The sequence below is a fragment of the Haloactinopolyspora alba genome, from assembly GCF_003014555.1.
GTDB lineage: Bacteria > Actinomycetota > Actinomycetes > Jiangellales > Jiangellaceae > Haloactinopolyspora > Haloactinopolyspora alba.
The window spans coordinates 65,403-86,860 of the sequence record NZ_PYGE01000013.1; the positions used below are offsets into that span (position 1 = coordinate 65,403).

At 69.4% G+C, this 21,458-nt stretch carries 26 protein-coding genes; 12 read left to right on the top strand and 14 right to left on the bottom strand.

Annotated features, from left to right (window positions below):
* Nucleotides 1-367 precede the first annotated feature (367 nt).
* Together CLV30_RS17090 and CLV30_RS17095 are read left to right on the top strand one after the other, a co-directional pair.
* On the top strand, nt 368-979 hold the full coding sequence (locus CLV30_RS17090; RefSeq protein ID WP_106538436.1) for a LysE family translocator: 612 nt from the start codon (nt 368-370) through the stop codon (nt 977-979).
* Between the two features lie 44 nt (nt 980-1,023).
* Complete coding sequence (locus tag CLV30_RS17095; protein WP_106538437.1) at nt 1,024-1,725, top strand: B3/B4 domain-containing protein; 702 nt, start codon at nt 1,024-1,026, stop codon at nt 1,723-1,725.
* Between the two features lie 42 nt (nt 1,726-1,767).
* Here the strand turns inward: CLV30_RS17095 and CLV30_RS17100 are convergent, their stop codons facing one another.
* Nucleotides 1,768-2,742: a zinc-binding dehydrogenase gene (locus CLV30_RS17100; RefSeq protein WP_106538438.1), complete on the bottom strand. Its 975-nt coding sequence runs from the start codon at nt 2,740-2,742 to the stop codon at nt 1,768-1,770.
* Nucleotides 2,743-2,866: 124 nt separating this feature from the next.
* Between CLV30_RS17100 and CLV30_RS17105 the strand changes: the two genes are divergently transcribed.
* Nucleotides 2,867-3,286, top strand: a complete 420-nt coding sequence (locus CLV30_RS17105; RefSeq protein WP_106538439.1) for a nuclear transport factor 2 family protein — start codon at nt 2,867-2,869, stop codon at nt 3,284-3,286.
* Nucleotides 3,287-3,361: 75 nt separating this feature from the next.
* Here CLV30_RS17105 and CLV30_RS17110 read toward each other — a convergent pair whose 3' ends face one another.
* Together CLV30_RS17110 and CLV30_RS17115 are read right to left on the bottom strand one after the other, a co-directional pair.
* A complete protein-coding gene (locus tag CLV30_RS17110) occupies nt 3,362-5,494 on the bottom strand; it encodes a M6 family metallopeptidase (RefSeq protein ID WP_129711091.1) in 2,133 nt (710 codons plus the stop codon).
* A 154-nt stretch (nt 5,495-5,648) separates the two neighbouring features.
* Nucleotides 5,649-6,557, bottom strand: a complete 909-nt coding sequence (locus CLV30_RS17115; protein WP_106538441.1) for a LysR family transcriptional regulator — start codon at nt 6,555-6,557, stop codon at nt 5,649-5,651.
* A gap of 75 nt (nt 6,558-6,632) precedes the next feature.
* Here CLV30_RS17115 and CLV30_RS17120 point away from each other — a divergent pair, with 75 nt between their 5' ends.
* Complete coding sequence (locus CLV30_RS17120; RefSeq protein ID WP_106538511.1) at nt 6,633-7,559, top strand: DMT family transporter; 927 nt, start codon at nt 6,633-6,635, stop codon at nt 7,557-7,559.
* Here the strand turns inward: CLV30_RS17120 and CLV30_RS17125 are convergent, their stop codons facing one another.
* Both CLV30_RS17125 and CLV30_RS17130 read right to left on the bottom strand, forming a co-directional pair.
* Nucleotides 7,560-8,201, bottom strand: coding sequence for an NAD(P)-dependent oxidoreductase (locus CLV30_RS17125; protein WP_106538512.1), 642 nt, complete (start codon nt 8,199-8,201; stop codon nt 7,560-7,562). It lies immediately after the preceding gene.
* A 50-nt stretch (nt 8,202-8,251) separates the two neighbouring features.
* On the bottom strand, nt 8,252-9,181 hold the full coding sequence (locus tag CLV30_RS17130; RefSeq protein ID WP_106538442.1) for an EamA family transporter: 930 nt from the start codon (nt 9,179-9,181) through the stop codon (nt 8,252-8,254).
* A 93-nt stretch (nt 9,182-9,274) separates the two neighbouring features.
* On the opposite strand from CLV30_RS17130, the gene CLV30_RS17135 reads away from it, so the two are divergent.
* Nucleotides 9,275-9,796 carry a MarR family winged helix-turn-helix transcriptional regulator gene (locus CLV30_RS17135; protein ID WP_106538443.1) on the top strand — a complete coding sequence of 174 codons (522 nt, stop codon included), beginning with the start codon at nt 9,275-9,277 and terminating at the stop codon, nt 9,794-9,796.
* Nucleotides 9,797-9,854: 58 nt separating this feature from the next.
* Here CLV30_RS17135 and CLV30_RS17140 read toward each other — a convergent pair whose 3' ends face one another.
* The gene (locus CLV30_RS17140; protein ID WP_129711092.1) at nt 9,855-10,535 is read right to left on the bottom strand and encodes a polysaccharide deacetylase family protein; all 681 of its coding nucleotides are present in this window, start codon (nt 10,533-10,535) and stop codon (nt 9,855-9,857) included.
* Nucleotides 10,536-10,649: 114 nt separating this feature from the next.
* Here CLV30_RS17140 and CLV30_RS17145 point away from each other — a divergent pair, with 114 nt between their 5' ends.
* The 3 genes from CLV30_RS17145 to CLV30_RS17155 are packed head-to-tail and all read left to right on the top strand — an operon-like array spanning nt 10,650 to nt 13,307.
* Nucleotides 10,650-11,330 carry a response regulator transcription factor gene (locus CLV30_RS17145; protein WP_106538513.1) on the top strand — a complete coding sequence of 227 codons (681 nt, stop codon included), beginning with the start codon at nt 10,650-10,652 and terminating at the stop codon, nt 11,328-11,330.
* Nucleotides 11,327-12,820, top strand: a complete 1,494-nt coding sequence (locus CLV30_RS17150) for a sensor histidine kinase (protein WP_205741049.1) — start codon at nt 11,327-11,329, stop codon at nt 12,818-12,820. Before CLV30_RS17145 ends, CLV30_RS17150 begins: the two co-directional genes overlap by 4 nt.
* A complete protein-coding gene (locus tag CLV30_RS17155; RefSeq protein WP_106538445.1) occupies nt 12,807-13,307 on the top strand; it encodes a hypothetical protein in 501 nt (166 codons plus the stop codon). The genes CLV30_RS17150 and CLV30_RS17155 overlap by 14 nt, the downstream gene beginning before the upstream one ends.
* Nucleotides 13,308-13,416: 109 nt before the next feature.
* Here CLV30_RS17155 and CLV30_RS17160 read toward each other — a convergent pair whose 3' ends face one another.
* The 4 genes from CLV30_RS17160 to CLV30_RS17175 form a co-directional block, all read right to left on the bottom strand.
* Nucleotides 13,417-13,707 (bottom strand): 4a-hydroxytetrahydrobiopterin dehydratase, encoded by a 291-nt coding sequence (locus CLV30_RS17160; RefSeq protein WP_106538446.1) that lies wholly within the window; start codon nt 13,705-13,707, stop codon nt 13,417-13,419.
* 186 nt (nt 13,708-13,893) lie between these two features.
* Nucleotides 13,894-14,733: a helix-turn-helix domain-containing protein gene (locus tag CLV30_RS17165; RefSeq protein WP_106538447.1), complete on the bottom strand. Its 840-nt coding sequence runs from the start codon at nt 14,731-14,733 to the stop codon at nt 13,894-13,896.
* Between the two features lie 9 nt (nt 14,734-14,742).
* On the bottom strand, nt 14,743-15,276 hold the full coding sequence (locus CLV30_RS17170) for a DUF6879 family protein (RefSeq protein WP_106538448.1): 534 nt from the start codon (nt 15,274-15,276) through the stop codon (nt 14,743-14,745).
* Nucleotides 15,257-15,535: a hypothetical protein gene (locus CLV30_RS17175; RefSeq protein WP_205741050.1), complete on the bottom strand. Its 279-nt coding sequence runs from the start codon at nt 15,533-15,535 to the stop codon at nt 15,257-15,259. The genes CLV30_RS17170 and CLV30_RS17175 overlap by 20 nt, the downstream gene beginning before the upstream one ends.
* A 172-nt stretch (nt 15,536-15,707) precedes the next feature.
* On the opposite strand from CLV30_RS17175, the gene CLV30_RS17180 reads away from it, so the two are divergent.
* Nucleotides 15,708-16,148 carry a nitroreductase family deazaflavin-dependent oxidoreductase gene (locus tag CLV30_RS17180; RefSeq protein WP_106538450.1) on the top strand — a complete coding sequence of 147 codons (441 nt, stop codon included), beginning with the start codon at nt 15,708-15,710 and terminating at the stop codon, nt 16,146-16,148.
* A 499-nt stretch (nt 16,149-16,647) separates the two neighbouring features.
* Here the strand turns inward: CLV30_RS17180 and CLV30_RS17185 are convergent, their stop codons facing one another.
* Complete coding sequence (locus tag CLV30_RS17185) at nt 16,648-17,883, bottom strand: WD40 repeat domain-containing protein (RefSeq protein WP_129711093.1); 1,236 nt, start codon at nt 17,881-17,883, stop codon at nt 16,648-16,650.
* Nucleotides 17,880-18,407 (bottom strand): SigE family RNA polymerase sigma factor, encoded by a 528-nt coding sequence (locus tag CLV30_RS17190; protein WP_106538452.1) that lies wholly within the window; start codon nt 18,405-18,407, stop codon nt 17,880-17,882. Before CLV30_RS17190 ends, CLV30_RS17185 begins: the two co-directional genes overlap by 4 nt.
* Before the next feature lie 344 nt (nt 18,408-18,751).
* Here CLV30_RS17190 and CLV30_RS27920 point away from each other — a divergent pair, with 344 nt between their 5' ends.
* The 3 genes from CLV30_RS27920 (at nt 18,752) to CLV30_RS17210 (ending at nt 20,181) form a co-directional block, all read left to right on the top strand.
* A complete protein-coding gene (locus CLV30_RS27920; protein WP_106538515.1) occupies nt 18,752-18,853 on the top strand; it encodes a PIN domain-containing protein in 102 nt (33 codons plus the stop codon).
* 195 nt (nt 18,854-19,048) lie between these two features.
* A complete protein-coding gene (locus CLV30_RS17205; RefSeq protein ID WP_129711094.1) occupies nt 19,049-19,468 on the top strand; it encodes a hypothetical protein in 420 nt (139 codons plus the stop codon).
* Nucleotides 19,469-19,788: 320 nt separating this feature from the next.
* Nucleotides 19,789-20,181, top strand: coding sequence for a helix-turn-helix domain-containing protein (locus CLV30_RS17210; protein ID WP_106538455.1), 393 nt, complete (start codon nt 19,789-19,791; stop codon nt 20,179-20,181).
* Here CLV30_RS17210 and CLV30_RS17215 read toward each other — a convergent pair whose 3' ends face one another.
* Both CLV30_RS17215 and CLV30_RS17220 read right to left on the bottom strand, forming a co-directional pair.
* The gene (locus CLV30_RS17215) at nt 20,182-20,796 is read right to left on the bottom strand and encodes a ClpP family protease (RefSeq protein ID WP_106538456.1); all 615 of its coding nucleotides are present in this window, start codon (nt 20,794-20,796) and stop codon (nt 20,182-20,184) included. It lies immediately after the preceding gene.
* A 4-nt stretch (nt 20,797-20,800) separates the two neighbouring features.
* The gene (locus tag CLV30_RS17220) at nt 20,801-21,421 is read right to left on the bottom strand and encodes a ClpP family protease (RefSeq protein WP_106538457.1); all 621 of its coding nucleotides are present in this window, start codon (nt 21,419-21,421) and stop codon (nt 20,801-20,803) included.
* Nucleotides 21,422-21,458 lie beyond the last annotated feature (37 nt).

The following is a 21,458-nucleotide window of genomic DNA, read 5'->3' on the forward strand; positions in this document are numbered from 1 at the left end:
CGCAATTGAGCCACACCCGACCGCGCCACGTGACTTCGGGGGCAATCACCACAGCTGCAGACGGCTTGGCGCCGTGACGCGTCGCGGCGACATCCACCTGGCCACGCTCCACCCGGCTCGGAGCACCGAGGCGGACAACCGTCGACCAGTCGCCATCGTCAGTAACGACGGCGCGCACACGACGGCCGCGCGCCTGGGCCTCTGAGCGGCCGTCACCGTCGCCGGCCGCGCCGAACCCGGTACCCTTCGAACGGACGAGCCCGGGGCTCCCCGCAACCCTGGCCCGTCCCGCGCGACCGGGTCTCACACCGTCCGGGGTGCGAGCACGCGAAGAACGGTCCGAGCCAACGACCAGCGGAGGCGAGCCGTGAGCATCGAGTTCTTCCTGACGTCACTGGTCGTCGTGCTCACACCCGGAACGGGCGTGCTGTACACGATGGGCGCGGGCCTCACCCGGGGCACCCGTGCCGGTGTCGTCGCCGCGGTCGGCTGCACACTCGGCATCGTCCCGCACATGATGGCCGCGATCACCGGGCTGGCGGCGCTGCTGCACACCAGCGCGCTCGCGTTCCAGGTGCTCAAGTACCTGGGCGTCGCGTACCTGCTCTACCTGGCGTGGAGCATGCTGCGCGAGACCGGGACGCTGACGGTGAGCCCGGACACCGAAACACGGTCCACGGCGAGGGTCGTCACGTCCGGCGTGCTCATCAACATCCTCAACCCGAAGTTGACGATCTTCTTCTTCGCGTTCCTACCGCAGTTCGTCCACGCGGGCGCGTCCAATCCGGTGCTGCCGATGATCCAGCTCAGCGCGGTGTTCATGGCCCTGACGTTCGTGGTCTTCGTCGGCTACGCGAAGCTGGCCTCGTTGGTGCGCCACCACGTCATCTCGCGCCCGCGGGTGCTGACCTGGATGCGCCGCACCTTCGCGGGCGCGTTCGTCGCACTCGGAGTCCGCCTCGCCCTGGCGGAACGCTGAGTCCATGTCGTCTCGTGCTACGTATCCGTGCGAAGGAGGGGCCGTTGCACGTCCAGCACGCACCCGAGCTCCGGCGTGACTTCCCGGAGCTCGCCGCCGGAGCGGTCGTCGCCGGAGGCATCACGCCCGACGTCACCGTCGACGAGCGCGCCGCCGCGTTCACCGCGATCGCCGAGTCCCGCCTCGCGGTGACACCCGAGAGCGAGTTCCCCGAGATCCAGGCGTGGCGGCGCACGTTCACCGCGATGGGCCTGAAGTCCACGCAGTACCGCTGCGCGGCGGAGTCGCTGTTGCGGCGGTTCCGCAAGGAAGGCCGGCTGCCGCGGATCCACCCGCTGATCGACGTCTGCAACGCGATGTCGCTGGCGTATGCGGTTCCGGTGGCCGTGTTCGACCTCGCCCGGATCGACGGGTACGTCGACGTCCGGCGCGCCACCGGCGACGAGACCTACGAGACGTTCACCGGCTCGACCGAACATCCCGACGCCGGCGAGGTGATCTTCGCCGACGCCGCGGGCAGCGCGCACGCGCGGCGGTGGACGAACCGGCAGAGCGGCCTCTCCGCGGTGCGCGAGGCCACGACCGATGTGCTGATCGTCGCCGAGGGCATGCACGACGGCGCGGCCACCGACGTCGAACGCCTCGTCACGACGGTCGCCGACGAGGTCGCCGCCGTCTGGGCACAGACCGCCGCGACCGCCATGCTCACCGAGTCGGCGCCGCGGTTCGATTTCCAGAACCGGTGATCATGCGTGTTCGCGCAGCACGCGACCTGCACGCAGCACGCATCACTGCCGGTCCACGGTCAGCACGGTCTTCCCCAGGACGGTGCGGGCCTCGATCGCGGCGTGCGCGTCGCCGGCACGTTCGAGCGGCACCATCTGACCGATCACCGCGGTGACGTTGCCGGACGCGAGCTCCTCGAGTGCCTGCTCGGTCAGCCGCGTCCACTGGTCCGGGGTGAGTTGACCGATACCGACGACGGTGATGCCGCGCCGTGCCGCGTCGTCCGGGTCGATCTCGGCGAAGTCGCCGCTGGCGGCCCCGTACGAGAAGAACCGGCTGCCGTCTGCGGTCACCCGGTAGGCGGAACCACCAACGGCCCCGCCCACGCCGTCGAACACCACGTCGACGCCGTTCCCGCCGGTCTCGGCACGCACCTTGTCGCCCCAGTCCGGCTCGGAGTAGTCGACGACGGCGTCCGCGCCATGTTCGAGCGCCAGCCGTTGTTTGGCTTCGCCGCGGACGGCGGCGACGACGTGCGCGCCGGCGGCGTGGGCCAGCGGGACGAGCCAGCTGCCGAGGCTGCCCGCCGCGGCCGTGACGAGCACCCTCGAACCCTTCTCGATGCCGCTGTTCTCGAACCTGCTCAGCGCTGTGGGGCCGTCGTGCAGCGCAGCCAGCGCGGCGTGCCCGTCCAGCGCCGCCGGCACCTCGAAGAGATCGCCGGCCGCCACCGCGACGCGCTCGACGTAAGCGCCGCCGTCACCCGTGCGCACCACGACGCTGCGCCCGCGCCACCGCTCGTCCACCCCGTCGCCGAGCGCGGTCACCACACCGACGACTCCGGTGCCGGGGACGTACGGCGGCTGGAACGAGAAGTACTCCTGCCCCCAACCGGCGCGACACTGTGTGTCGAGGAAGAGCACTTCGACCGCGTCGACGTCCACCACCACCTGACCGGGCTCGGCGACGGGGTTGGCGAGCCCGGCAACAGCCAGCACCTCCGGACCGCCGAATCGTGTCACCTGTACCGCACGCATGCGCTCACTCCCTCGTTCGGACGCTGTTCGATGCAACGTGGGACGACGGTAAAACCCAAACTAAAGTTCAGGTCAATTCGGTCCGCTCTCAGCGCACGACCGAGACGTGCGAGTATCCGGTGCCATGGACCAGCCAACGGCGACGCGGCTGCTCGACGACCTTCATGCGGCGCAGAACACGTTCTACGCCGGCGGCGACGGCACGGCGCTGCGTCACCTGCTGACCGAGGACGTCGTCTGGACCGTACCGGGGCGCAACCGCATCGCGGGGACCTATCGCGGCCTCGACGAGGTCTTCGCCTACTTCACCCGGCGCCGTGACCTCGCCTCCCGGACCTTCCGCATGCACCGGGCCGACGTGCTCGTCGGCTCTGGCGACAAGGTCGCCGCGCTGACGGACGGCACCGCCGTCGTCGGCGGCGAGCAGCGGCGATGGTCGACGGTCGGGTTGTACGGGCTCCGCGAGCTTCGCATCGAGGCGTGCTGGCTGTTGCCGCTGGACGCGGCGCTGTTCGACGAGATCTGGGGCCCGGAGCCCTCATGATCATCAACGATGCTCCGCGACATGGCACGGACGATCGTTGATGATCATGAGGTGCGGAGTGGTCCCGGTCCGGTCTTACTTCGTGTTTCCGGTGTTCGCGACGCGGAACGTGTAATCCGCGTCCAAGAACGTCAGGTCACCGGTCGGCAGGTTGGAGATGGTGACCGCGAAGTCGTCCTGGTTGCCGTTGGCGCACTTGGTCTCCAGTCCGCCCTGCTCGAACGCGTCACCTTCGAACCGGTACACGTGGTTTCCGGCGCCGTCGCTCGACTCGCCGGGCAACGTGGTCCCCGGGGTCAGGTCGCAGGCCGCGATGGTCTGGACCGTCCAGTTGTTCTCCTGGACCCCGGTGGTCCGCGTCCAGTGGCCGGCGTCGGAGTCGACGCTCGCCTCGGCCCCGTCGACCCGGACGTCGTCGACGAACCAGCCCGTGTCGAGGTACGCCGCGTCGGTCGAGTAGCGGAACCGCACGTCCGTGGCGCCGGCGGGCAACTGCGCCGTGAGGTGCACGTAGACCGGGTCGTCCACGAAGTACTCACCGCCCGACGTGCCGGTCAGGCCGTTGCCCTCGGTGTTGTTGCCGTGCGGGTCGTCGTCCGTGGTGACGGTGTTGCCCTCGTCGTCGACCAGCGGGACCGTCACCCACTCGCCGCCCACGAGCGCCTCGACGAAACCGTAGTCCCAACCCTGCTCGATGAAGTTCCAGCTCCAGAAGTCGAGCGTGCTCGGAGAGGTGCCGGCGTCGACGTTCAGCACGTTGTCGGCCTGGCTCTCGTAACCGCCGTACCAGTGCGTGTCACCGGCGTGCGGCGCCACCTGGGTGCGGTCGTCGCCGTCGAAGTCGACGCGGACGGACGGCCCGGGGTTGCGGAAGCGCTCCACGGACATGCCGAAAGGCACGGCGGTGGTGTCCGGCCGGTTCTTCAGCCGGCTCCACTTCGCCTCCGGCTGCGAGCCCTGGTACGAGCCGCGGCCGCCCCAGAACGTGTCGTCGGCGATGTCCATCGTCCAGGACGTGTCCTCCGGGTCGCCGAAGTCGAACGCCTTGATGTCGTAGACGGGCGACTGCTCGTCGTCGAGGTACACGGCGACGGACCAGTCCTTGAACAGCGCCTCCGCGCTACGCAGGTCGGACCCGGTGGCGGCGTTGAACGTGTCGATCGCGTTCTGCACGCCGGCCATGCCGTTGGCCTGCTCCTCGAAGATCGTCTTGATCAGCAGGTCACCGGCGGCCGCGTCGTACTGCTGGTCCGGCGTGAAGGTGCCGTCGCCGTTGCCGCCCGCCTGCTCCCACAGGTATTGGAAGTAGGTGAACGCCGCGCCGTAGTTGGCCAGCGAGCCACCCCACCTGGTCAGCGACGTCTCCTCGTAGAACACCTGGTGATTGCTCAGGTGCGAGCCGCCGGCGTCGAAGCCGTTGAGGAACACCGCGAGGTCGGCCAGGCCCTCGTCGACCCAGGACAGCTCGCCACCGTCGCCGTAGTTGTGCAGCAGGTGCTCGAGCTCGTGGGCGACGACGCCCTCGTAGAGCTCGGGCCGGTCGTTGGCGGGGTCGCCGTCACGCCATTCGGCGTCGTTCGGGCCGACCCGGTTCGCCCAGTCCAGCCCGTCCACGACGATCGTGTTCATCCCGCTGGAGTCGATGAAGTCCGGCGCGAAGTAGCCGGCCGTGTACGACGTCGCTGCGCAGTCGTAGTACGCGTCGTCCTGGACGTTGTAGACGAGCATCACCAGCGAGTCACTGGCCGGGTCGGACGGGTCGGCCGCGTCCATGGCGCCGAAGTGCTCCTCGTCGACGGCGACGATCCGCTCGGCGAGCATGTCGCCGACGTAGTCGATCTGCGCCTGCGTCAGGGTGAACTGCCCGGCGGTGGCGGTCTCGCACGGCACGAACTCGTCGTCCGGGTTGTGATCGAACTGCGGGTCGAGGCTCGGGACCCCTGCGGGGGCGGAGCCGTCGAGTGGAGTGCCGGCCGGCACGTACACGTAGACCGGCGTGCCGTCCGGTGTCTCGCCCGCGTAGGCGCGGGTGAAGTCCTGGTCGTAGGTGCCGCCGGCGGCGCTGTCGTTGATCGGAAGCGTGATGGTCGGCTCTCCGGGCGAGTTCTCGTGGTCGTCGGCCTGAGCCGGGATCGCCACGGCGATCATGGCGAGCGCTGTGACGCTCGCACCGATCGCCGCCGAGCTTCGAGATCGCGATGGTCTCATGTGCTGGCTGCCTCCTGCCATGTCCGTCACACGTGCAGAGCGACCCCAACCTGCGTCGTGGACATCCCGCTTACGTCGCATCCGGTCGGAATGCGTGACATGACACAACCATCAGCCATCCGGAGAGTGAACATCCGAGCTGGTCACAGAATCATCACAACCTGGCCACCGCGCTCCGGCCGCCGCGCACGGCCGCTTCGAGAAGGTCGAGCGTGCGGCGGGCGGCCGGGTGCTCGGCGACCGACTTCTTCACGGCGACGTTGATGCGCCGCACCGGTGTGGGCGACACGATCGAGACCGTGGTCAGGCCGGCCGGCAGATCGCCGACCCCCAGCACCGGAACGACGGTGATGCCGATGCCGGTCGTCACGAACGAGATGGCGGTGCGGTAGTCGTGCGTCTGGACCGCGAACTGCGGCGAGAACCCGGCCTCGGCGCAGGCCTCGAGCAGCACCCGCCGGCATGCGCCGTCGGCGAGATCGTTGTCCACCCAGCGCCGGCCGGCCAGGTCAGCGAGCGCGACGTCGGCGTGCCCGGCCAGCGGATCGTCGTCACGGACGACGGCGACGAACGGGTCGTCGATCAACCAGCGCACGTCCACCGCGGTCGGCGGTTCGGCCCGTCGCGCCTCCACGAAGATGTCGAGGTCGACGTCGTGTGGGCCGGGACCGTCGAACTCGGTCAACTGCAGGTCGAGCCGCAGTTCAGGGAACTCCGCGCGCAGGGTGGACGCGATGGTCGGCAGCCAGGCCGCGCCGGCCGAACCGAAGTAACCGATGGACAGACTGCCGACGCGTCCGGCACGTAGGTCGCCGACCACGCCCTCGACCCGGCTCAGCTCCTCGAACAACGGCTCGGCCTCGGTCGCCAGGATGCGCCCGGCCGCGGTGGGCTCGATGCCTCGCCCGGCCCGCTCGAACAGCCGGAGCCCGGTCTCGCGCTGCAGCGCGGTGAGCTGCTGGCTCACCGCGGACGGGGTGTAGCTCAGCGCCTCGGCTCCGGCGCGGATCGACCCGGTGGCGATGACGGCGCGCAACAGCCGCAGACGGGAGACATCCAGCATGACGCCTTATCGTACAGCTGAGCTGAACAATCGTGAAGTAATATCCGCTTGTGCTGTTGATTCGCCTCGGTGACGATGGCTCTCGTGACCGAGACGCTCCAGACCCCCACCACACCTGCCCGGTTCTCCGACGGACAGAAGGCGGCCGCCGCGGCCAGCGTCACCGTCGTGCTCTGGGCGTCCTCCTTCGTCGCCATTCGCGACATCGGGCACACGCTGTCGCCGGCGCCGATGGCGCTGCTGCGGCTGGCCGTCGCGGCCGCGGCCCTCACCCTGCTGGCGCTGGCCAGGCGTGGTCGCGAACGGTCCCTGCCCCGGTCGCCGACGTCGATGCTGCTGGTCGCCGCCTACGGAGTGCTGTGGCTCGGCGCCTACACGGTCGCGCTCAACACCGCCGAGCGCCACGTCGACGCCGGCACCGCGGCGCTGCTGGTCAACGTCGCCCCACTGCTGGTGGCGTTCGGCGCCGGGCTGGTCCTGGGCGAAGGGTTCCCACGGCCGCTGATCGTCGGCTCCCTGGTGGCGTTCAGCGGGGTCGGCGTCATCGCGATGGACTCCTCGGGCGAACGGGACGGCCTGGGTGTCGCGCTGTGCCTGCTGGCCGCCGTGCTCTACGCGGGCGGGGTGCTGATCCAGAAGATCACGTTGCGCAGCGTCGACGGTTTCACCGCGACCTGGATCGGCTGCGTGATCGCGACGGTGGCGCTGCTGCCGTGGGCACCGGCGCTCATCGACGAGCTGCGTGTCGCCTCGGCCGGCCCGATCCTCGCCACCGTCTACCTCGGCTTGTTCCCGACGGCCATCGGCTTCAGCACCTGGGCCTACGCACTGAAGCGCACCACCGCGGGACGGCTGACCGCGTCGACGTACGCCGTGCCGACCGTCTCGGTGCTGCTCTCGTGGCTGATCCTGGCGGAGATCCCGTCGGCGTACGGCCTCGTCGGCGGCGCGGTCTGCCTGATCGGGGTCGCCATCTCGCGCCGCAGGCCACGCCGGCCGTGATCAGTACGCGACGGTGAACCTCTGCCGGTGCTGCCGCGGCCGCTCGGCCTCGTCCAGCAGCGCGACGGCGAGATCCTCCATCGAGATCGCCGACCGGCCCGCGTCGTCCACCAGCAGCTCGTCGCCGCCGACGCGGTAGGTGCCGGTACGCGCGCCGGGCGCGAGCATGGCGGGCGGGCTGAGGTACGCCCAGTCCACCGTGGTCTCGCCGCGGCACACCTCGAGCTGTTCGGCGCAGGCCAGCGCGATGTCCCGGTAGTCGACCGGTAGGAACGCCGGGTCGTCCAGCACCGTCGTGCCACCGTCTCCGGGGACCGTCAACGTGGCGGCCCCGCCGACCAGCAGCAGCCGCGTCCCGGTTCCGGCGAGCCCGCCGACCAGTGCCTTCGCCGTGGACACCAGGTCACGCTCCCGGCCGGCGGGCGGGCGGGTCGCGCCGATCACCACATCCTGGCCGGCGCCGAGCTGCGCCACGGTGGCGGCGTCGGAGGCGTCGCCCGTGCGCGGGCGGGCACCACGCGGCAGCTCCGCGGTCCGAGCGGACGTCCGGGCAACCGCGGTGACGTCGTGCCCGCGGGTCAGCGCCTCGGCCACCACCCGCCGGCCGACCTGTCCGGTGGCTCCGAACACCGTGAATCGCATCATCGTCGTCCCTTCGTTGATCTGTCCGGTGTTCCGGGTGGCGCGCGCGTTCATCGGACGGCCCTCCGCGCCCGTCCGAGCGCACGCGGCGTGAGCTGAGCAGCCGCGATCGACACCAGCGCGAGGGTGAAGCCGGCCAGTTGCGCCGGGGTCAGCGACTCGTCCAGGACCAGCCAGCCCAGTGCGGTGGCCATGGCCGGCGACAGCAGGGGCAGGAACGACGTCGGCGCCACTGGGAGCCGACCCACGCCCTGGAACCACAGCGCGTACGCGACCATGGTGCCGGCGACGCCCAGCCACGCGTACCCGGCGAGCGCGGACACGTCCAGCGGCGGCGGCGCGCCCTTGACCACCAGCGCGATCGGCGCGAGGAACAGCCCACCTGCCGTCAGCTGCCAGCCGGTGAACGTCAGCAGCCCGACCGGGCGCCCCCACCGCTTCGTCAGCACCACACCGGTGGCCATCGCGGCGGTGCCACTGAGCCCGGCCACGACGCCGACCGGATCGAAGCCCAGGTGCCCGCGCAGGACCATCAGCCCGACGCCGGCCACGCCGGCGACGCCCCAGCCGAGCCGCCAGCGCGTCGGGCGCTCGTTCAGCAACACCACGGCGATTCCGGCGATCACCAGGGGCTGGACCGCGCCGAGAGTCGCGGCGACCCCACCGGGCAGGCGGTAGGCCGCGACGAACAGCAGCGCGAAGAACGCGCCGATGTTCAGCGTGCCGAGCAGGGCGGCGCGCCACCACCAGTCGCCGCGGGGCAGCGTCCGGGTGAACGCGAGCACCACCAGGCCGGCGGGCAGCGCCCGGATCGCGCCCGACAGCAGCGGCCGGTCGGGAGGGAGGAGCTCGGTGGTCACGAGGTAGGTGGTTCCCCAGGTCAGCGGGGCGAGGGCAGTGAGCGCGGTCAGCCCGGCCGTTCGGGTCGGGGCGGCGACGTCACCGGGGGTGACGGCGACGTCGTCGGTTCGGGCCGTCATACTAACTCCTCAACATTGAACAATTTAACATTGAGGAGCGTAGTCCGACTGGTACCTTAGAGTCAAACACTTCAACGTTGAGGAGTAGTTCCGGTGGGCGACAGCGTCGACATGTACCTCGGCCAGTGGCGAGCCGAGCGACCCGACCTCGACCACACACCGATGGGCGTCGTCGGCCGGATCTCCCGGGCGGCGCGATTCCTCGAACGCGGCATGCAGGACAACTTCGCCGCGCACGGCCTGCGCGGGTACGAGTTCGACATCCTGGCCACGCTCCGCCGGGCCGGGCATCCCTACCAGTTGACCGCCGGCGACCTCGTCGGCACGTCCATGAAGACCTCCGGCGCGATCACCAACCGGATCGACCGGCTCGCGGCGAAGGGCCTGGTGAGCCGCGAGACCGACCCCACGAACCGGCGGAGTGTGCTGATCACGCTGACCGAGCACGGGCACCAGGTGGTCGACGACACCGTCGCGGACCACCTGGACAGAGAACGACAGTTGCTGGCCGCGCTCCGGCCCGAGGAGCAGGAGCAGCTCGCCGGCCTGCTGCGCACGCTGCTGCTCGGACTCGGCGACACAGCGCCGGAGCGCCCCGCACCACCGTCGCCGTAGCCTGTCCGCTCGCGCCGTCCGGGGAGCGGGTCCGGGGTCCGGGAGGGCCGGTCCCGTGTCACCGGTCCCCGCAGCCGGGAACGATCCCGAACTCGTACCCCTCGTCGGCGAGCCGCGGCAGCGCCTCCCGCAACGCGTCCACCGTCCTCGTACGGTCACCGCCGCCGTCGTGCAACAGCACGACGTCGCCCGGCTCCGCCTGCAACAACCGGTCGACGATGCCGCCCACCTCGGGCGCTTTCCAGTCGCGGGTGTCGACGTTCCACAGCACCTGTTGCAGACCGCGCTCGTCCAGCTCCGCCTCCAGCTCTTCGTCGGTCGCGCCGTGCGGCGGGCGCACGCAGCGGCTGCCGGAGCCGAGCTGTTCGACCAGGTCGGCCGTGCGTCCGAGCTCCCGGTCGAGGCCGGGCCCGTCCAGCTCGGTCAGATCGCGGTGGTTCCACGTGTGGTTGGCCAGCGCGTGCCCCTCGGCCACGATGCGGCGGCCCAGATCGCTGTTGTGCGCCAGGTTCTGGCCGAGGGCGAAGAACACCGCCTTGGCGTCGTACTCGCCTAGCACGTCCAGAATGTCGGCGGTCTCGTCGCCGGGTCCGTCGTCGAACGTCAGGTAGATCGTCCGGTCGCCGTCCGCGGCACCTGAAGGAGCGCCCGGAAGGGTCCGGGTGGAGCACGCGGACGCGGCCACCGCGATCAGCGCAGCGCAGAGACCGGCGACGAGGGCACTGAGGTGTCTGTTCATGTCCCCGACGCTCACGTCCGCCCGTCGCCACCACGTCCACGGAATGTCGCAACCGTGTCGCGGTCCGGGCGAACCCGTGGCCGCGGTCCCGGCGGCTGGCCGATACTCGACGTCGTGTCGCGAATTCTGCTGGTCGAGGACGACGAACCGGTGCGGGTCAGCCTCGCCATGGCGATGGATCGCTACGGGCACGACGTCACGGCCGCGGCGACCGGTGAGGATGCGCTGCGCGCGTTGCACCGGAATCCGCCTGACCTCGTCGTCCTCGACCTGATGCTGCCCGGCATGGACGGGTTCGAGGTGTGCCGGAGGGTGCGGGCGGCGGGAAACGTACCGATCGTCATGCTCACGGCACGCGGGGACGACGTCGACGTCGTGGGCGGGCTGGAGGCGGGCGCCGACGACTACGTCGTCAAACCGATCGAGCCGCGGGTGCTCGACGCGCGGGTCCGTGCCGTGCTGCGCCGCGGAGCATCGGAGGCCGCGCCCACCGCCACGGCGACACACGGCGATCTCGTCATCGACCGCGCGTCGATGACCGTGACGAAGGGCGGGCAGGACGTGTCCCTGACACCGACGGAGCTGCGGCTGCTGCTGGAGCTCTCGCGCGCGCCCGGGCAGGTGCTGAGCCGTCAGCAGCTGCTGGAGTCGGTGTGGGAGCACCGGTACCTCGGCGACTCCCGGCTGGTGGACAACGGCGTGCAGCGCCTGCGCGCGAAGATCGAGACCGACTCGGCCGCGCCCGTGTTCATCCAGACGGTCCGCGGCTTCGGCTACCGGTTCGGCCCGGTGTGACGGCCCGGACGCGGATGCGCGGCGCGTCGTGGTGGCCCAGCGGCCTGCGCGCTCGCATGGTCCTCGCGTTCGTGCTGGTCGCGACGGTTGCCGCCGCGGCCGCGTCCGGCGCCGGGTACGCCGCCGCCCGCAGCTCGTTGATCGACGAGACACAACAGCGCGCGGTGGACGCGCTGCGCAACCAGATCGGTCAGGCCGCACCGGCCATCGGCTACCCGCCCGAACGCAGCGACCTCGACCAGCTGCGCAGATCGATCGGCGGCGACGCGCTGATCACCTTCGAGGGCCTGACCTCCTCGGCGGGCGACACTCTCGGGCTGCTCAGCGACGACATCCGCGCCGCTGTGGCCGGCGGCGACGACGTCGTCGCCCAGCGCGTGGTCTCCGACGCCGGCCCCAAGCTCGTGCTCGGAACGCCGATCCAGCTCACCGAGCTGGACGGGAGCCGGCGCGACTCCGGCGTCCGGGTCTACGTGGTACGCGACCTTCGCCCCACGCAGGAACAGCTGGACCGGTGGGAGCGGGTGGTGATGCTGACGATCGCGGCCGCGCTGCCCGTGGCCGCCGTCCTCGCGCTGGTGATCTCCGGCAGCGTGTTGCGTCCGGTGCGGCGGCTCGGACAATCGGCGCGTGAGCTGGCGGCGGGAAACCTGCACACCCGGCTGTCTCCGCGCGGGCACGACGAGCTGGCCGAGCTGGCCACCACGTTCAACCACACGGCGGAGACACTGGAACACACCGTCGGTGAACTGCGCGACCGGGAGGCGCAGGCGAGACGGTTCGTCGGCGACGTCTCACACGAGCTGCGCACCCCGCTGACCGTGCTGACCTCCGTCATGGAGATGCTCGAGAACGACGCCGCCGACCGCTCGCCGCAGGACCGGGAGCTCACCACCATGGCCGTCGGCGAGACGCGCCGGCTCGCCCGGCTGGTCGAGGACCTGCTGGAGATTTCCCGGTTCGACGCGGGCGCCTCGGCGCTGCGCCTCGAGGAGATCGACATCGGCCGCGCCGTCGCCGACACGCTGCGCACCCGAGGCTGGACCGAGCGGGTCGAGCTGACGGTGCCCGGAGTGGTCCGGGCCCGGGTGGACTCGCGCCGGCTGGACGTGGCGGTGTCCACCCTCGTCGCCAACGCACTGCACCACGGGGAGCCGCCGGTGGTGATCGACGTGCGCGCGGACGCGGACGACGTCACGGTCTCGGTCACCGACCATGGCCCGGGGCTGCCCGACGGCGACCCCGACCAGGTGTTCGTCCGCTTCTACAAGGCAGACGTCGCGCGCGCCCGCTCCGACGGCAGCGGGCTGGGGCTGTCGATCGCGCGCGCCAACGCCCGGCTGCACGGAGGCGACGTGACGGCCGCCGACGTGCAGGGCGCGGGCGCACGATTCGTGCTCCGGCTCCCCCGCGGGCTGAAGCGAAGCGGCGCGGAGGGCGTGGCCGACGCGGAAGACGACGAGGCAGGAGACGACGATGAGAACCGTTGACCGGCTCCGCCGCGCCTTACTCGTCGTCGCCCTGGCCACGATGCCGATCGCCGGGTGCGGCATCGGGCCGAGCGTAGTCACCGACAGTGGACAGGCACCGACCGGCCTGGCCGCGGGGACGACCGTCTTCTTCGTGGACGGCAGCGGCGATCTGCGGCCGAGCACGCGTGACACCGGCCGGCTGGGCACGGTGCACAGTGCCGTTCAACTGCTGCTGACCGGACCGTCCGGCACCGAGGTCGACGCGGGCCTGCACAGCGACCTGCCGTCCAGCGACATCCGGTCCGGTGTCGTCGACGCCGGCGACCGGATCACCATCCATCTGCCGTTCACCGCCGACGAGACCGGCCCGAACGGAGTCGAGCAGGTCGTGTGCACGATACTGGCGGTGGTGGTGGCGTCCGGACGGGACCCCGGCAGAGTTCGGGTCTCCGTCAGCCTGACCGACGCCGGCACCGTCGACGCCACCTGCCCCGTGATCACATGACGCCTTCTGAGAATGATCACGTTCCGCATGGAATTCCATGCGTCACCACCCCTACAGCCCTGGTGACGCATGCACTCGCCTAGTGACGGCCGGACACGCTTCTTCTGCGCTACGCGGCTACTCGCTCGATCCGTCGCGCCGCATCGATGTCGTACTCGGTCACGCCGCCGGCATCGTGGGTGGTGAGCGTGACCGTCAGCTGGTTGTAGTCGTGGACCGACAGGTCCGGGTGGTGATTCATCGCGTTGCACACGTGCCCGACCGCGTTCGCGAGGACGAGCGCGCCGAAGAATCCCTTGAGCTTCCAGGTCTTGGTGATGGACCCCTCCGCGCGTGACCAGCCGGAGAGCTCGTCGCGCAGGATCGTGGCCAGTTCTTGGTCGGTGAGCAGTTCAGGCATGGCGAGCGACTCCTTCGCAGCACTCGGCGGACCGTTCGTTGGCGCGTGGACGCGGCGGCTTCGACGTGATCGTCTCAGAGACGTCGACGATGCTGCCCGGCCACGGTAGGGCGCGGTCCGTCAGGCCGCCATGCTCGTCTGTCCGTCGTCGAAAAGGGCTACGGCTTGATGCGACCAGAGTCCGACTCAACCTCTGCGTCGCTGTTCGAGTGCTGAGGTGACGAGTTGGCGGGCAGGTTCTCCGACGACGGCCTGTTTGGCGAGTTCGTCGAATGCTCTGCTGTAGAGGGCGATCTCGCGGGGTTGGCTGATGGTCAGCTCCGCGGAGATGGTTTCGACGTGGACCAGGCGGTTGTCGAACATGATGAACTGGTTCGCCGGGACATGGTACTCCGCTGTGGGCGGGATGATGCCGAACGCGACGCGGGGCAGGGACATGACGGCCAGCAGCCGGTCGAGTTGCCCGATCATCACGTCGTCGTTTCCGACCGTCGTGAGCAGTGCTTGGTGCGCGATGATGAAGTGGAATCGGTGGTCGCCCCGGTAGAGGGTCTGTTGCCGCTCCATCCGCGCGGTCACTCCTGCGTCGAGGTCGTCCGGGATGTCGTAGAACGCGATCACACGCCGCATGACGGCCTCGGCGTATTCGGCAGTGTGCAGGAGCCCCGGAATGAGTGTGGGCTCGTACCAGCGCATCAGGCGGGTGTCGGCCTCGACCGTCTGTGAGGCCTGTTGGCGCCGTCGGGTGCCGGTGCCGAGCATGCGGCGCCACTCGACGTACATGGCCTCGATGTTGCGGACGGTGGCGATGAGGTCCGCGCGCTGGTTACCCGTCCCGGTGTGCTGGCACCAGGCGTGGATGTCCTCTTCGGAGGGTGTCTGCCGTCCGTACTCGATCTTGGACACTTTGGAGCTGTGCCAACCGGCAAGCACCGCGAGGCCCCTGCCGGTCAGCCCTGCGTCCTTGCGCAGGTCGCGCAGCCGCTGCCCCAGCGCCTCGCGCGCCTGGTGGATCGAGTTCGTCACGGTACAGCTCTACGCGGACGCGTACTCGCTTTCAACATACGTGCGGTGCGGAATGGCAGCCGCCCACGCGCGGTCTCGCACGGCACGGCAGTGCGACACGATCACCGGGTCGGTCGTGACGGCACCGCCGGCGAACCGTCCGCCCGGCTCGAACACGGTGAACGCCACGAGGTCGTCGTCGAACAGCCAGTAGTCGTCGGTCGTCAGCTCTGAAGCGTCGGTGAGGTGGCGGGGAAGCCAGCGGATGTCCTCGCCGGCGCCGATGTTGTGCGGTGCGACCGTGAGGCCCCAGCGGGTGTAGTCGACGTGCGGGACGGTCACGACCCGGACCCGTCGGAAGGCTCGCCCTGCCGCCGTCGCTGTGCGCACGACATCGAGCCACGGCTGATGCCAGGCGAAGTCGTCTTCCTTGCCCGCCAGGAACAGTCCGAACGGCTCGGCCTCGCCGGGAGTGTGGTACGTGTCCTGCACTTCCAGATGGAACGCGAGTCGGTCGAACTTCTGGAACAGGGAGTCGAACGCCTCACCCTGTAGCAACTCCACCGAACCAGACCTCCTCGTTGCTCGGAACCTCTACGCATGTCTCGTGGCCAGGAATGTCCATCTGCGCGAGCACGTCCTGGTCGGTGACCGCCCGGCCGGACATGAAGAAGCTCCCCCGCCCGGAGTCGACCATCTGAGAGCCCAGGTAGCTGCCCGTCTCGACATGCCGCAGCAGTCGGTGCGGTATCTCCACGCTCTGCTCGTCGACGTCGACCTTCCACCCCTGCACGACATACGTGCCCCGGTCCGTTGCGTACAAGGTTGGCGAGCCTCCGCCCTGGGTCTCCGTGCCAAGAAACCGTAGCTCCATGTTGGGTCCTCCCCTGCGAGGTTGCTGGAGTTTGCTCGTGCATTACATAGGCCATCATCTGCGTGGCGCGAACAGACCCCGTCGGGGAATAGCTCCGGACGTGACGTGGGTTGGCGACGGCATGCCTTTGAACGGTGAGTACGAACCGAGCACCTCCGACTGGGCGCGTCAGCAGGCGGAGAAGTACGAGCAGTCCGGCGGCACCGCCGCACTCACGTTGCGCGGCCGCCCGGTCGTCGTTCTGACGTCGGTCGGCGCCAAGACCGGCAAGCTGCGCAAAACCGCGTTGATGCGGGTGGAGCACGAGGGCGAGTACGCCGTCGTGGCGTCGCTGGGCGGCGCGCCGAAGCATCCGGTCTGGTACCACAACCTGGTGGCGAATCCGCACGTCGAGTTGCAGGACGGGCCGGACAAGCACGATTATCTCGCCCGCGAGGTCACCGGCGAGGAGCGTGAGCTCTGGTGGCAGCGGGCCGTCGAGGTGTGGCCGGACTACGCGACCTACCAGGAGAAGACCAGCCGCGTCATCCCGGTGTTCGTGCTCACCCGGCTCACCGACTGACGAGGTGGCATTGGTCCGCAGCCAGGAGGGAACAGCGATGTCCGATTCGGTCACGTCCGGCCCCACCACGCCCGAGCCTTCGGACCGGAGACGATCCACGAGCCGGAGGTCGTCGCGCCCGAGCTGATCGTCCGCGCCAGCACCGCGCCGCCGCCAGGCTGAGCGGCCCTACGCGCTGGTTGTGCGGGGCCGGACGTTTCGACACAGGAACGTGGCACGCCGTGGGCTCGCGATCGGCCCACGCAGTCGGAGCCGTGCCTTGAGCTCTCGGCGCGAACTGGAGCAATGCTTGAAACCTGTGGATCGGCCGGTGTTCCCGCAGACGAAGGAGCAGCGCTGCTGGATGCCCAAGACTGGCCACGATCGATGGACTCCAGCGCTGCTCCGCGGCGGAGGAGGCCACGCGCTGACGTCGCAATCGAACAACGACCGAACGGCCGGGGCCCGGTGACGACACCGCGATCGTCACCGGGCCCCGCCGAACGTCGGCACATCGTCACTACGTTCCCAGGCGATAGGGATTGTCCCGAGTATGCGGATCATCGTCCAGCTGACGCGGTTCGGTGGCCAACTCACAGTCGCCCTCGACCGGGCAACGCACCAACGCCGCCTGCGTCGTGTCCTGATAAGCACCGAACACCAGTGAATCGTCGGACTCCCACCGCGGATGCTCCGGAGTTTCCACCATGATCCGGCGTACCTCCTCACCGGTACGCGCATCCCTGATCACGACGTGCGTGTTCTCGACGATCGCCGCATACTGACCATCCGGGGAAAATGCCAGCGTATCCAGCGGGGTCGCTATGGTGCGCTCAACGCTCCAGAGCACCTCCCCGGATTCGACGCCGACGATCTCCGTTGGGCCGCCACGGGGACGGACGGCGGCGAGCCCGGCCGACGCCGACACAGCCACCACACTTCCTCCGTCTCGCCAACGTGAGGTGTCACCGCCGATCTCCCACAGGAAGGTTCCGAGCGGCGTCTTGTTCCTGTCGGACGCGTACAACACTCGGTCCTCACCGAGGAAGCCCGCCGGACTCGACATCATTGCCGGGATCTCCGTGATCTCGTCTATGACCTCACCGGTGCGCACGTCGGCGACGGTGAGGCTGGACCTCATGTCGTCCTGGTCGTTGAAATCGCCCGACGCGTCCGTGAGATCGGCCATGCCCCACGCGACTCGCTTGCCGGACGGCGACACGGCGACCGTCGTGACCCGGCCCTCGGCCAGGACTGTGGCTTCGCCGTCCTGGGGGACGAAGAACAGTCGAGCGTGCGGCCAGTCCGGTACCGTTTCGACATCATCGAAGGGCGCGTCGGCGGGTGGGACTGCTTTGACGACGTGGCCACCATCGACGCGGCGTATGGAGACCGCGCTCACATCGACGCCGAACGATGTCGAGCCGGAGACGTCGTGGATGGCGCCGTCGGCCAGCCATGGGACTTCGGGAGGCGAGCCGAGTGGCAGATCGTCGAAGTCGATACGAGTGTCCGACGCGGCAGGAAGTGGTGCGTTCGCAGCCGGCGTGTCGAAGCCGTCGCGCAGGCCACCCGGGTCGACGACGAGGAATGCCCCGAGCCCGGCCACCGCGGCCGTACTGCCTGCCACCGCGATACGGACTCGACGCCGGCTCGTGTGGGCTTGGCGGATAGCGTCGTCGGCCAGGCCGGTCCGCGGGTGGACCGCTCGCGTCATATGGTCGACGTTTTCCCTGATGGTGTCTTCGACTTTCATGGTCGAGTCCCTTTCTCGACGGGCAACGAGGAATTCTCACCGTTGAGTTCAGGCGCGAGCTGACGGAGACGACCTAGCGCACGCGACGTCTGGCTGCGGACGGTGCCGACCGAGCAGTCCATGACGACCGCGACCTCACGCTCGGGCAGATCCTCGTAGAACCGGAGCACCAACACGGCGCGCTGCCTCGGCGCGAGCAGCCACAGCGCACGCTGGACGTCGAGACGCCGCTGCACGTCGCCGGCCGGATCCGCGGACTGCCGTTCCGGTACGTGCCCGGCCGGGTCCTCTCGGACCACCCCGCGCCGCCGCCACCGGCTGGCCTGATCGTTGTAGATGATCCGGCGCACATATCGCTCCGGGTCGTCGATCTTGCGCCATTTCTTGACGAGTTTCGCCAGCGCACCCTGAACGAGGTCCTCGGCGTTGTACATGTCGCCACTGATGACGTACGCGAAACGTCGCAACGCGAGGGAGCGGCCTTCGACGAACTGTCGGAATTGCTCTTCCGATTCCGAGTCCATCTGCATCCTTGTCTTGTCACATCTGGACTTGTCTGTCGCCCTCAATGACGCACGAGGCCCCTCGAACCATGCACGGCAAGACCAACGAGTTCCAAACGGCGGCCTACGTCTCGACGATCGCCACGACGCTCGTCGGGAGTCCGTGTCGGCGGCCCTCGCCTGCTCTGTCGCCTCGCGTGGGCACGGCCGCAACCGTGCTGCTGGAAGCCGAGCACGTCGACCCTGACGAGATCATCGAGGACTTCAAGACGGCTCGGCGCAGAGAGGCGCAGTAGTGGAGATTCAGCGCCGGCTGGTGCTCGACGCGAACATCCTCATCCGTGCAGTTCTAACGCCGAGTCACTATCGATTGGCCGATCCTCGCCACGACGATCGCCCTGCAATGCCCGATCTGGACCGATGCGCTGGCCGGATCCGGCGAGAGCCTGCAATGGCCGGGCCGATGAGCATGATCGGCTGCCTTGCCCCCGGGCTGCTCGACCAGGCGGCGGAAACCACGACAGCATTGATGCGGGCCGCCCCCGACGTCACCCGGCGGGCGAGCGCGCCGCGGGCCGCCAGAATGCCGAAACGTTACACGTCAGCGCAGGCCATACCGCGTTTTTCGGAGGTACGTTTGACATATGGACGTTGCGTCGGCCGTGGTCGTCGTCGCAGCCCTCGGGTTCGCGCTGTGGGCGACATGGTATGTGCGCCGGACAGTCACGGCGGTGACCCGGCCGGAGCAGGCGAGCACGCTGGCGGAGCGCATCTGGCCAGGCGCGGTCTTCGGTCTCGAACACGTGAGCCACCATCGTTACGTGTTGCGTAACGACGGCAACGACACCGCCTACGGCGTCCGCGTTGACGTGCGCAATCTCGTCCGGCATGAGGGTTCGATCATCGTGGACCGCTTCCCACCCGGGCATGCGGAGCGATACATGCTGATCCAACCCCTTGAACTGCGGGTCAGCGAGATCACGGTGTCCTGGCACGATCGCCCCGACCACCTGGATGCGCCGCGCTCGGTTCGCCTGCCGTTGCACACCGTCACGGACCCGTACGAACGCCACGGCATGTGACGTCGCCGGCGGGCCTGCTCACGTGCTTGCCCGGGGCCGAGCATTGGACAGCGCTTCGGTCGACGTCGGCCATCTCCAACGCCCGGCGATCGTTCTGCTGGGCAGCAGCACCGCCACACCGTGCTGGCGGATCCGATCGGAACACGCTGCGAACACTCTCCAGACGCGAGTTCGTGCTCGCCGTCGTCGGGTGGCTGGTTGACCCATGTGCCGGTCGTACGCCGGCGGCGAAACCCACTCCTACCGCCGTGTGCGCACCGATAGCGTGAAACCACCCGCGTCAGCGGTGACGGCGCCCACGCAGCCAGGAGGGAAGATCGATGTCCGATTCGGTCACGTCCGGCCCAACCACGCCCGAGCCTTCGGACCGCCCCCTGCTGCGGACCACCCTCGGCGAGGTGCTGCGCCGCACCCGCCTCGAACAACGCCGCACGCTCGCCGACGTCGCCCGCGCCGCCCGGGTCTCCATGCCGTACCTCTCCGAGGTCGAACGCGGCCGCAAGGAAGCATCGTCGGAGGTGCTGGCCGCCATCAGCGACGCGTTGCGGATCGAACTGCCGGATCTGATCACCGAGGTCGGCCGTGACATGCTCGACGAGCGCGCCGCATCGGCCGAAGTCATCCGCCTGGACGTGGCGCGTGGCCGGCGCCGTTCCGTGGGAACCGCTCCGACCACGCACCGTCCAGGCGACACGCTCATGCAGGCGGCGTGATCACGCCGCCAGTCCTGACGCTGCCGCCTCGCGGGTACTGATGACCCGGTCCGCGAGGCCATAGGTGACGGCCTCGCGGGCGTTGAAGGTGATGTTCCGGTCCGTGTCGGCGCGGATCTTCTCCACCGGATGGCCGGTGTGCGCACTGAGGATCGCGTCCATCTCGGCACGCACCTTCGCCATCTCCTTCGCCTCGATGGCCAGGTCCGGCAGGGTGCCGCGGGCCTGGCTGGAAGGCTGATGCAGCACGACCTTGCCGTGCCGCAGCACGGACCGTTTGCCGGGCGCTCCGCCGGCCAGCAGCACGGCCGCGGCCGACGCCGCCTGCCCCATGCAGACGGTGGCGACGTCCGGACGGATGAACTGCATCGTGTCGTAGATCGCGGTCAGCGCACTGTACGAACCACCCGGTGAGTTGATGTACAGCCCGATCTCCGCGTCCGGGCTGGCGAACTCCAGGTGCAGCAGCTGCGCCATCACGACGTTGGCCACACCGTCGTCGATCTCGGTGCCGAGGAAGATGATGCGCTCCGACAGCAGCCTCGAGTAGATGTCCGAGGCACGCTCGCCGGTTGCCGTCTTCTCGACGACGGACGGGATCGTGTACTGGCTCATCGGCTCACACCCCCACCGAACGGCCCGCAAACGCGGGACGGACGTCGTCGACCTGCTCCACGATCCGGTCGATCATTCCGTACTCACGCGCCTCCTCGGCGGTGAACCACCGGTCACGCAGGCCGTCGTTCTCGATCGTCTCCTCCGTCTGTCCGGTGTGCTCGGCGGTGAGCCGGTTCATCAGCGCCGACGTCCGTTCGAGCTGCTCGGCGTAGATCTCGATGTCCGCGGCCGTGCCGCCGAACCCGGCCGAGCCCTGGTGCATCAGCACCTGGGTGTGCGGCAGGCTGTAACGCTTGCCGGCGGTGCCCGCGCACAGCAGGAACTGGCCCATGCTCGCGGCGAAGCCCATCGCGAGCGTGCTGACGTCGTTGGGGATCAGCCGCATCGTGTCGTAGATCGCCAGCCCGGCGCTGACCGAGCCGCCCGGCGAGTTGATGTACAGGCTGATGTCGGTACGCGGGTCCTCGGCCGACAGCAGCAACAGCTCGGCACACAGCCGGTTGGCCACCTGATCGTCGACCTCGGTGCCGAGGACGATGATGCGTTGGTGCAGCAACCTCGCCGCCAGCTGGTCGTCGAGCGTTCCGGCGCTCGAGGTGGATTGGGCAACGGAAGTCCGCATGGTCTCTCCCAGCGTCTCGTCGATCGAAGCGAACCGA

What these genes read in the sequence shown, in the direction of transcription:
- CLV30_RS17185 (WP_129711093.1), bottom strand. Translation starts at nt 17,883, where the DNA reads ATGAAAGTCGAAGACACCATCAGGGAAAACGTCGACCATATGACGCGA.
- CLV30_RS17130 (WP_106538442.1), bottom strand. Translation starts at nt 9,181, where the DNA reads ATGACGGCCCGAACCGACGACGTCGCCGTCACCCCCGGTGACGTCGCC.
- CLV30_RS17115 (WP_106538441.1), bottom strand. Translation starts at nt 6,557, where the DNA reads ATGCTGGATGTCTCCCGTCTGCGGCTGTTGCGCGCCGTCATCGCCACC.
- CLV30_RS17180 (WP_106538450.1), top strand. Translation starts at nt 15,708, where the DNA reads ATGCCTTTGAACGGTGAGTACGAACCGAGCACCTCCGACTGGGCGCGT.
- CLV30_RS17125 (WP_106538512.1), bottom strand. Translation starts at nt 8,201, where the DNA reads ATGCGATTCACGGTGTTCGGAGCCACCGGACAGGTCGGCCGGCGGGTG.
- CLV30_RS17190 (WP_106538452.1), bottom strand. Translation starts at nt 18,407, where the DNA reads ATGGACTCGGAATCGGAAGAGCAATTCCGACAGTTCGTCGAAGGCCGC.
- CLV30_RS17100 (WP_106538438.1), bottom strand. Translation starts at nt 2,742, where the DNA reads ATGCGTGCGGTACAGGTGACACGATTCGGCGGTCCGGAGGTGCTGGCT.
- CLV30_RS17220 (WP_106538457.1), bottom strand. Translation starts at nt 21,421, where the DNA reads ATGCGGACTTCCGTTGCCCAATCCACCTCGAGCGCCGGAACGCTCGAC.
- CLV30_RS17140 (WP_129711092.1), bottom strand. Translation starts at nt 10,535, where the DNA reads ATGAACAGACACCTCAGTGCCCTCGTCGCCGGTCTCTGCGCTGCGCTG.
- CLV30_RS17110 (WP_129711091.1), bottom strand. Translation starts at nt 5,494, where the DNA reads ATGAGACCATCGCGATCTCGAAGCTCGGCGGCGATCGGTGCGAGCGTC.
- CLV30_RS17155 (WP_106538445.1), top strand. Translation starts at nt 12,807, where the DNA reads ATGAGAACCGTTGACCGGCTCCGCCGCGCCTTACTCGTCGTCGCCCTG.
- CLV30_RS17215 (WP_106538456.1), bottom strand. Translation starts at nt 20,796, where the DNA reads ATGAGCCAGTACACGATCCCGTCCGTCGTCGAGAAGACGGCAACCGGC.
- CLV30_RS17210 (WP_106538455.1), top strand. Translation starts at nt 19,789, where the DNA reads ATGTCCGATTCGGTCACGTCCGGCCCAACCACGCCCGAGCCTTCGGAC.
- CLV30_RS17120 (WP_106538511.1), top strand. Translation starts at nt 6,633, where the DNA reads ATGGCTCTCGTGACCGAGACGCTCCAGACCCCCACCACACCTGCCCGG.
- CLV30_RS17105 (WP_106538439.1), top strand. Translation starts at nt 2,867, where the DNA reads ATGGACCAGCCAACGGCGACGCGGCTGCTCGACGACCTTCATGCGGCG.
- CLV30_RS17160 (WP_106538446.1), bottom strand. Translation starts at nt 13,707, where the DNA reads ATGCCTGAACTGCTCACCGACCAAGAACTGGCCACGATCCTGCGCGAC.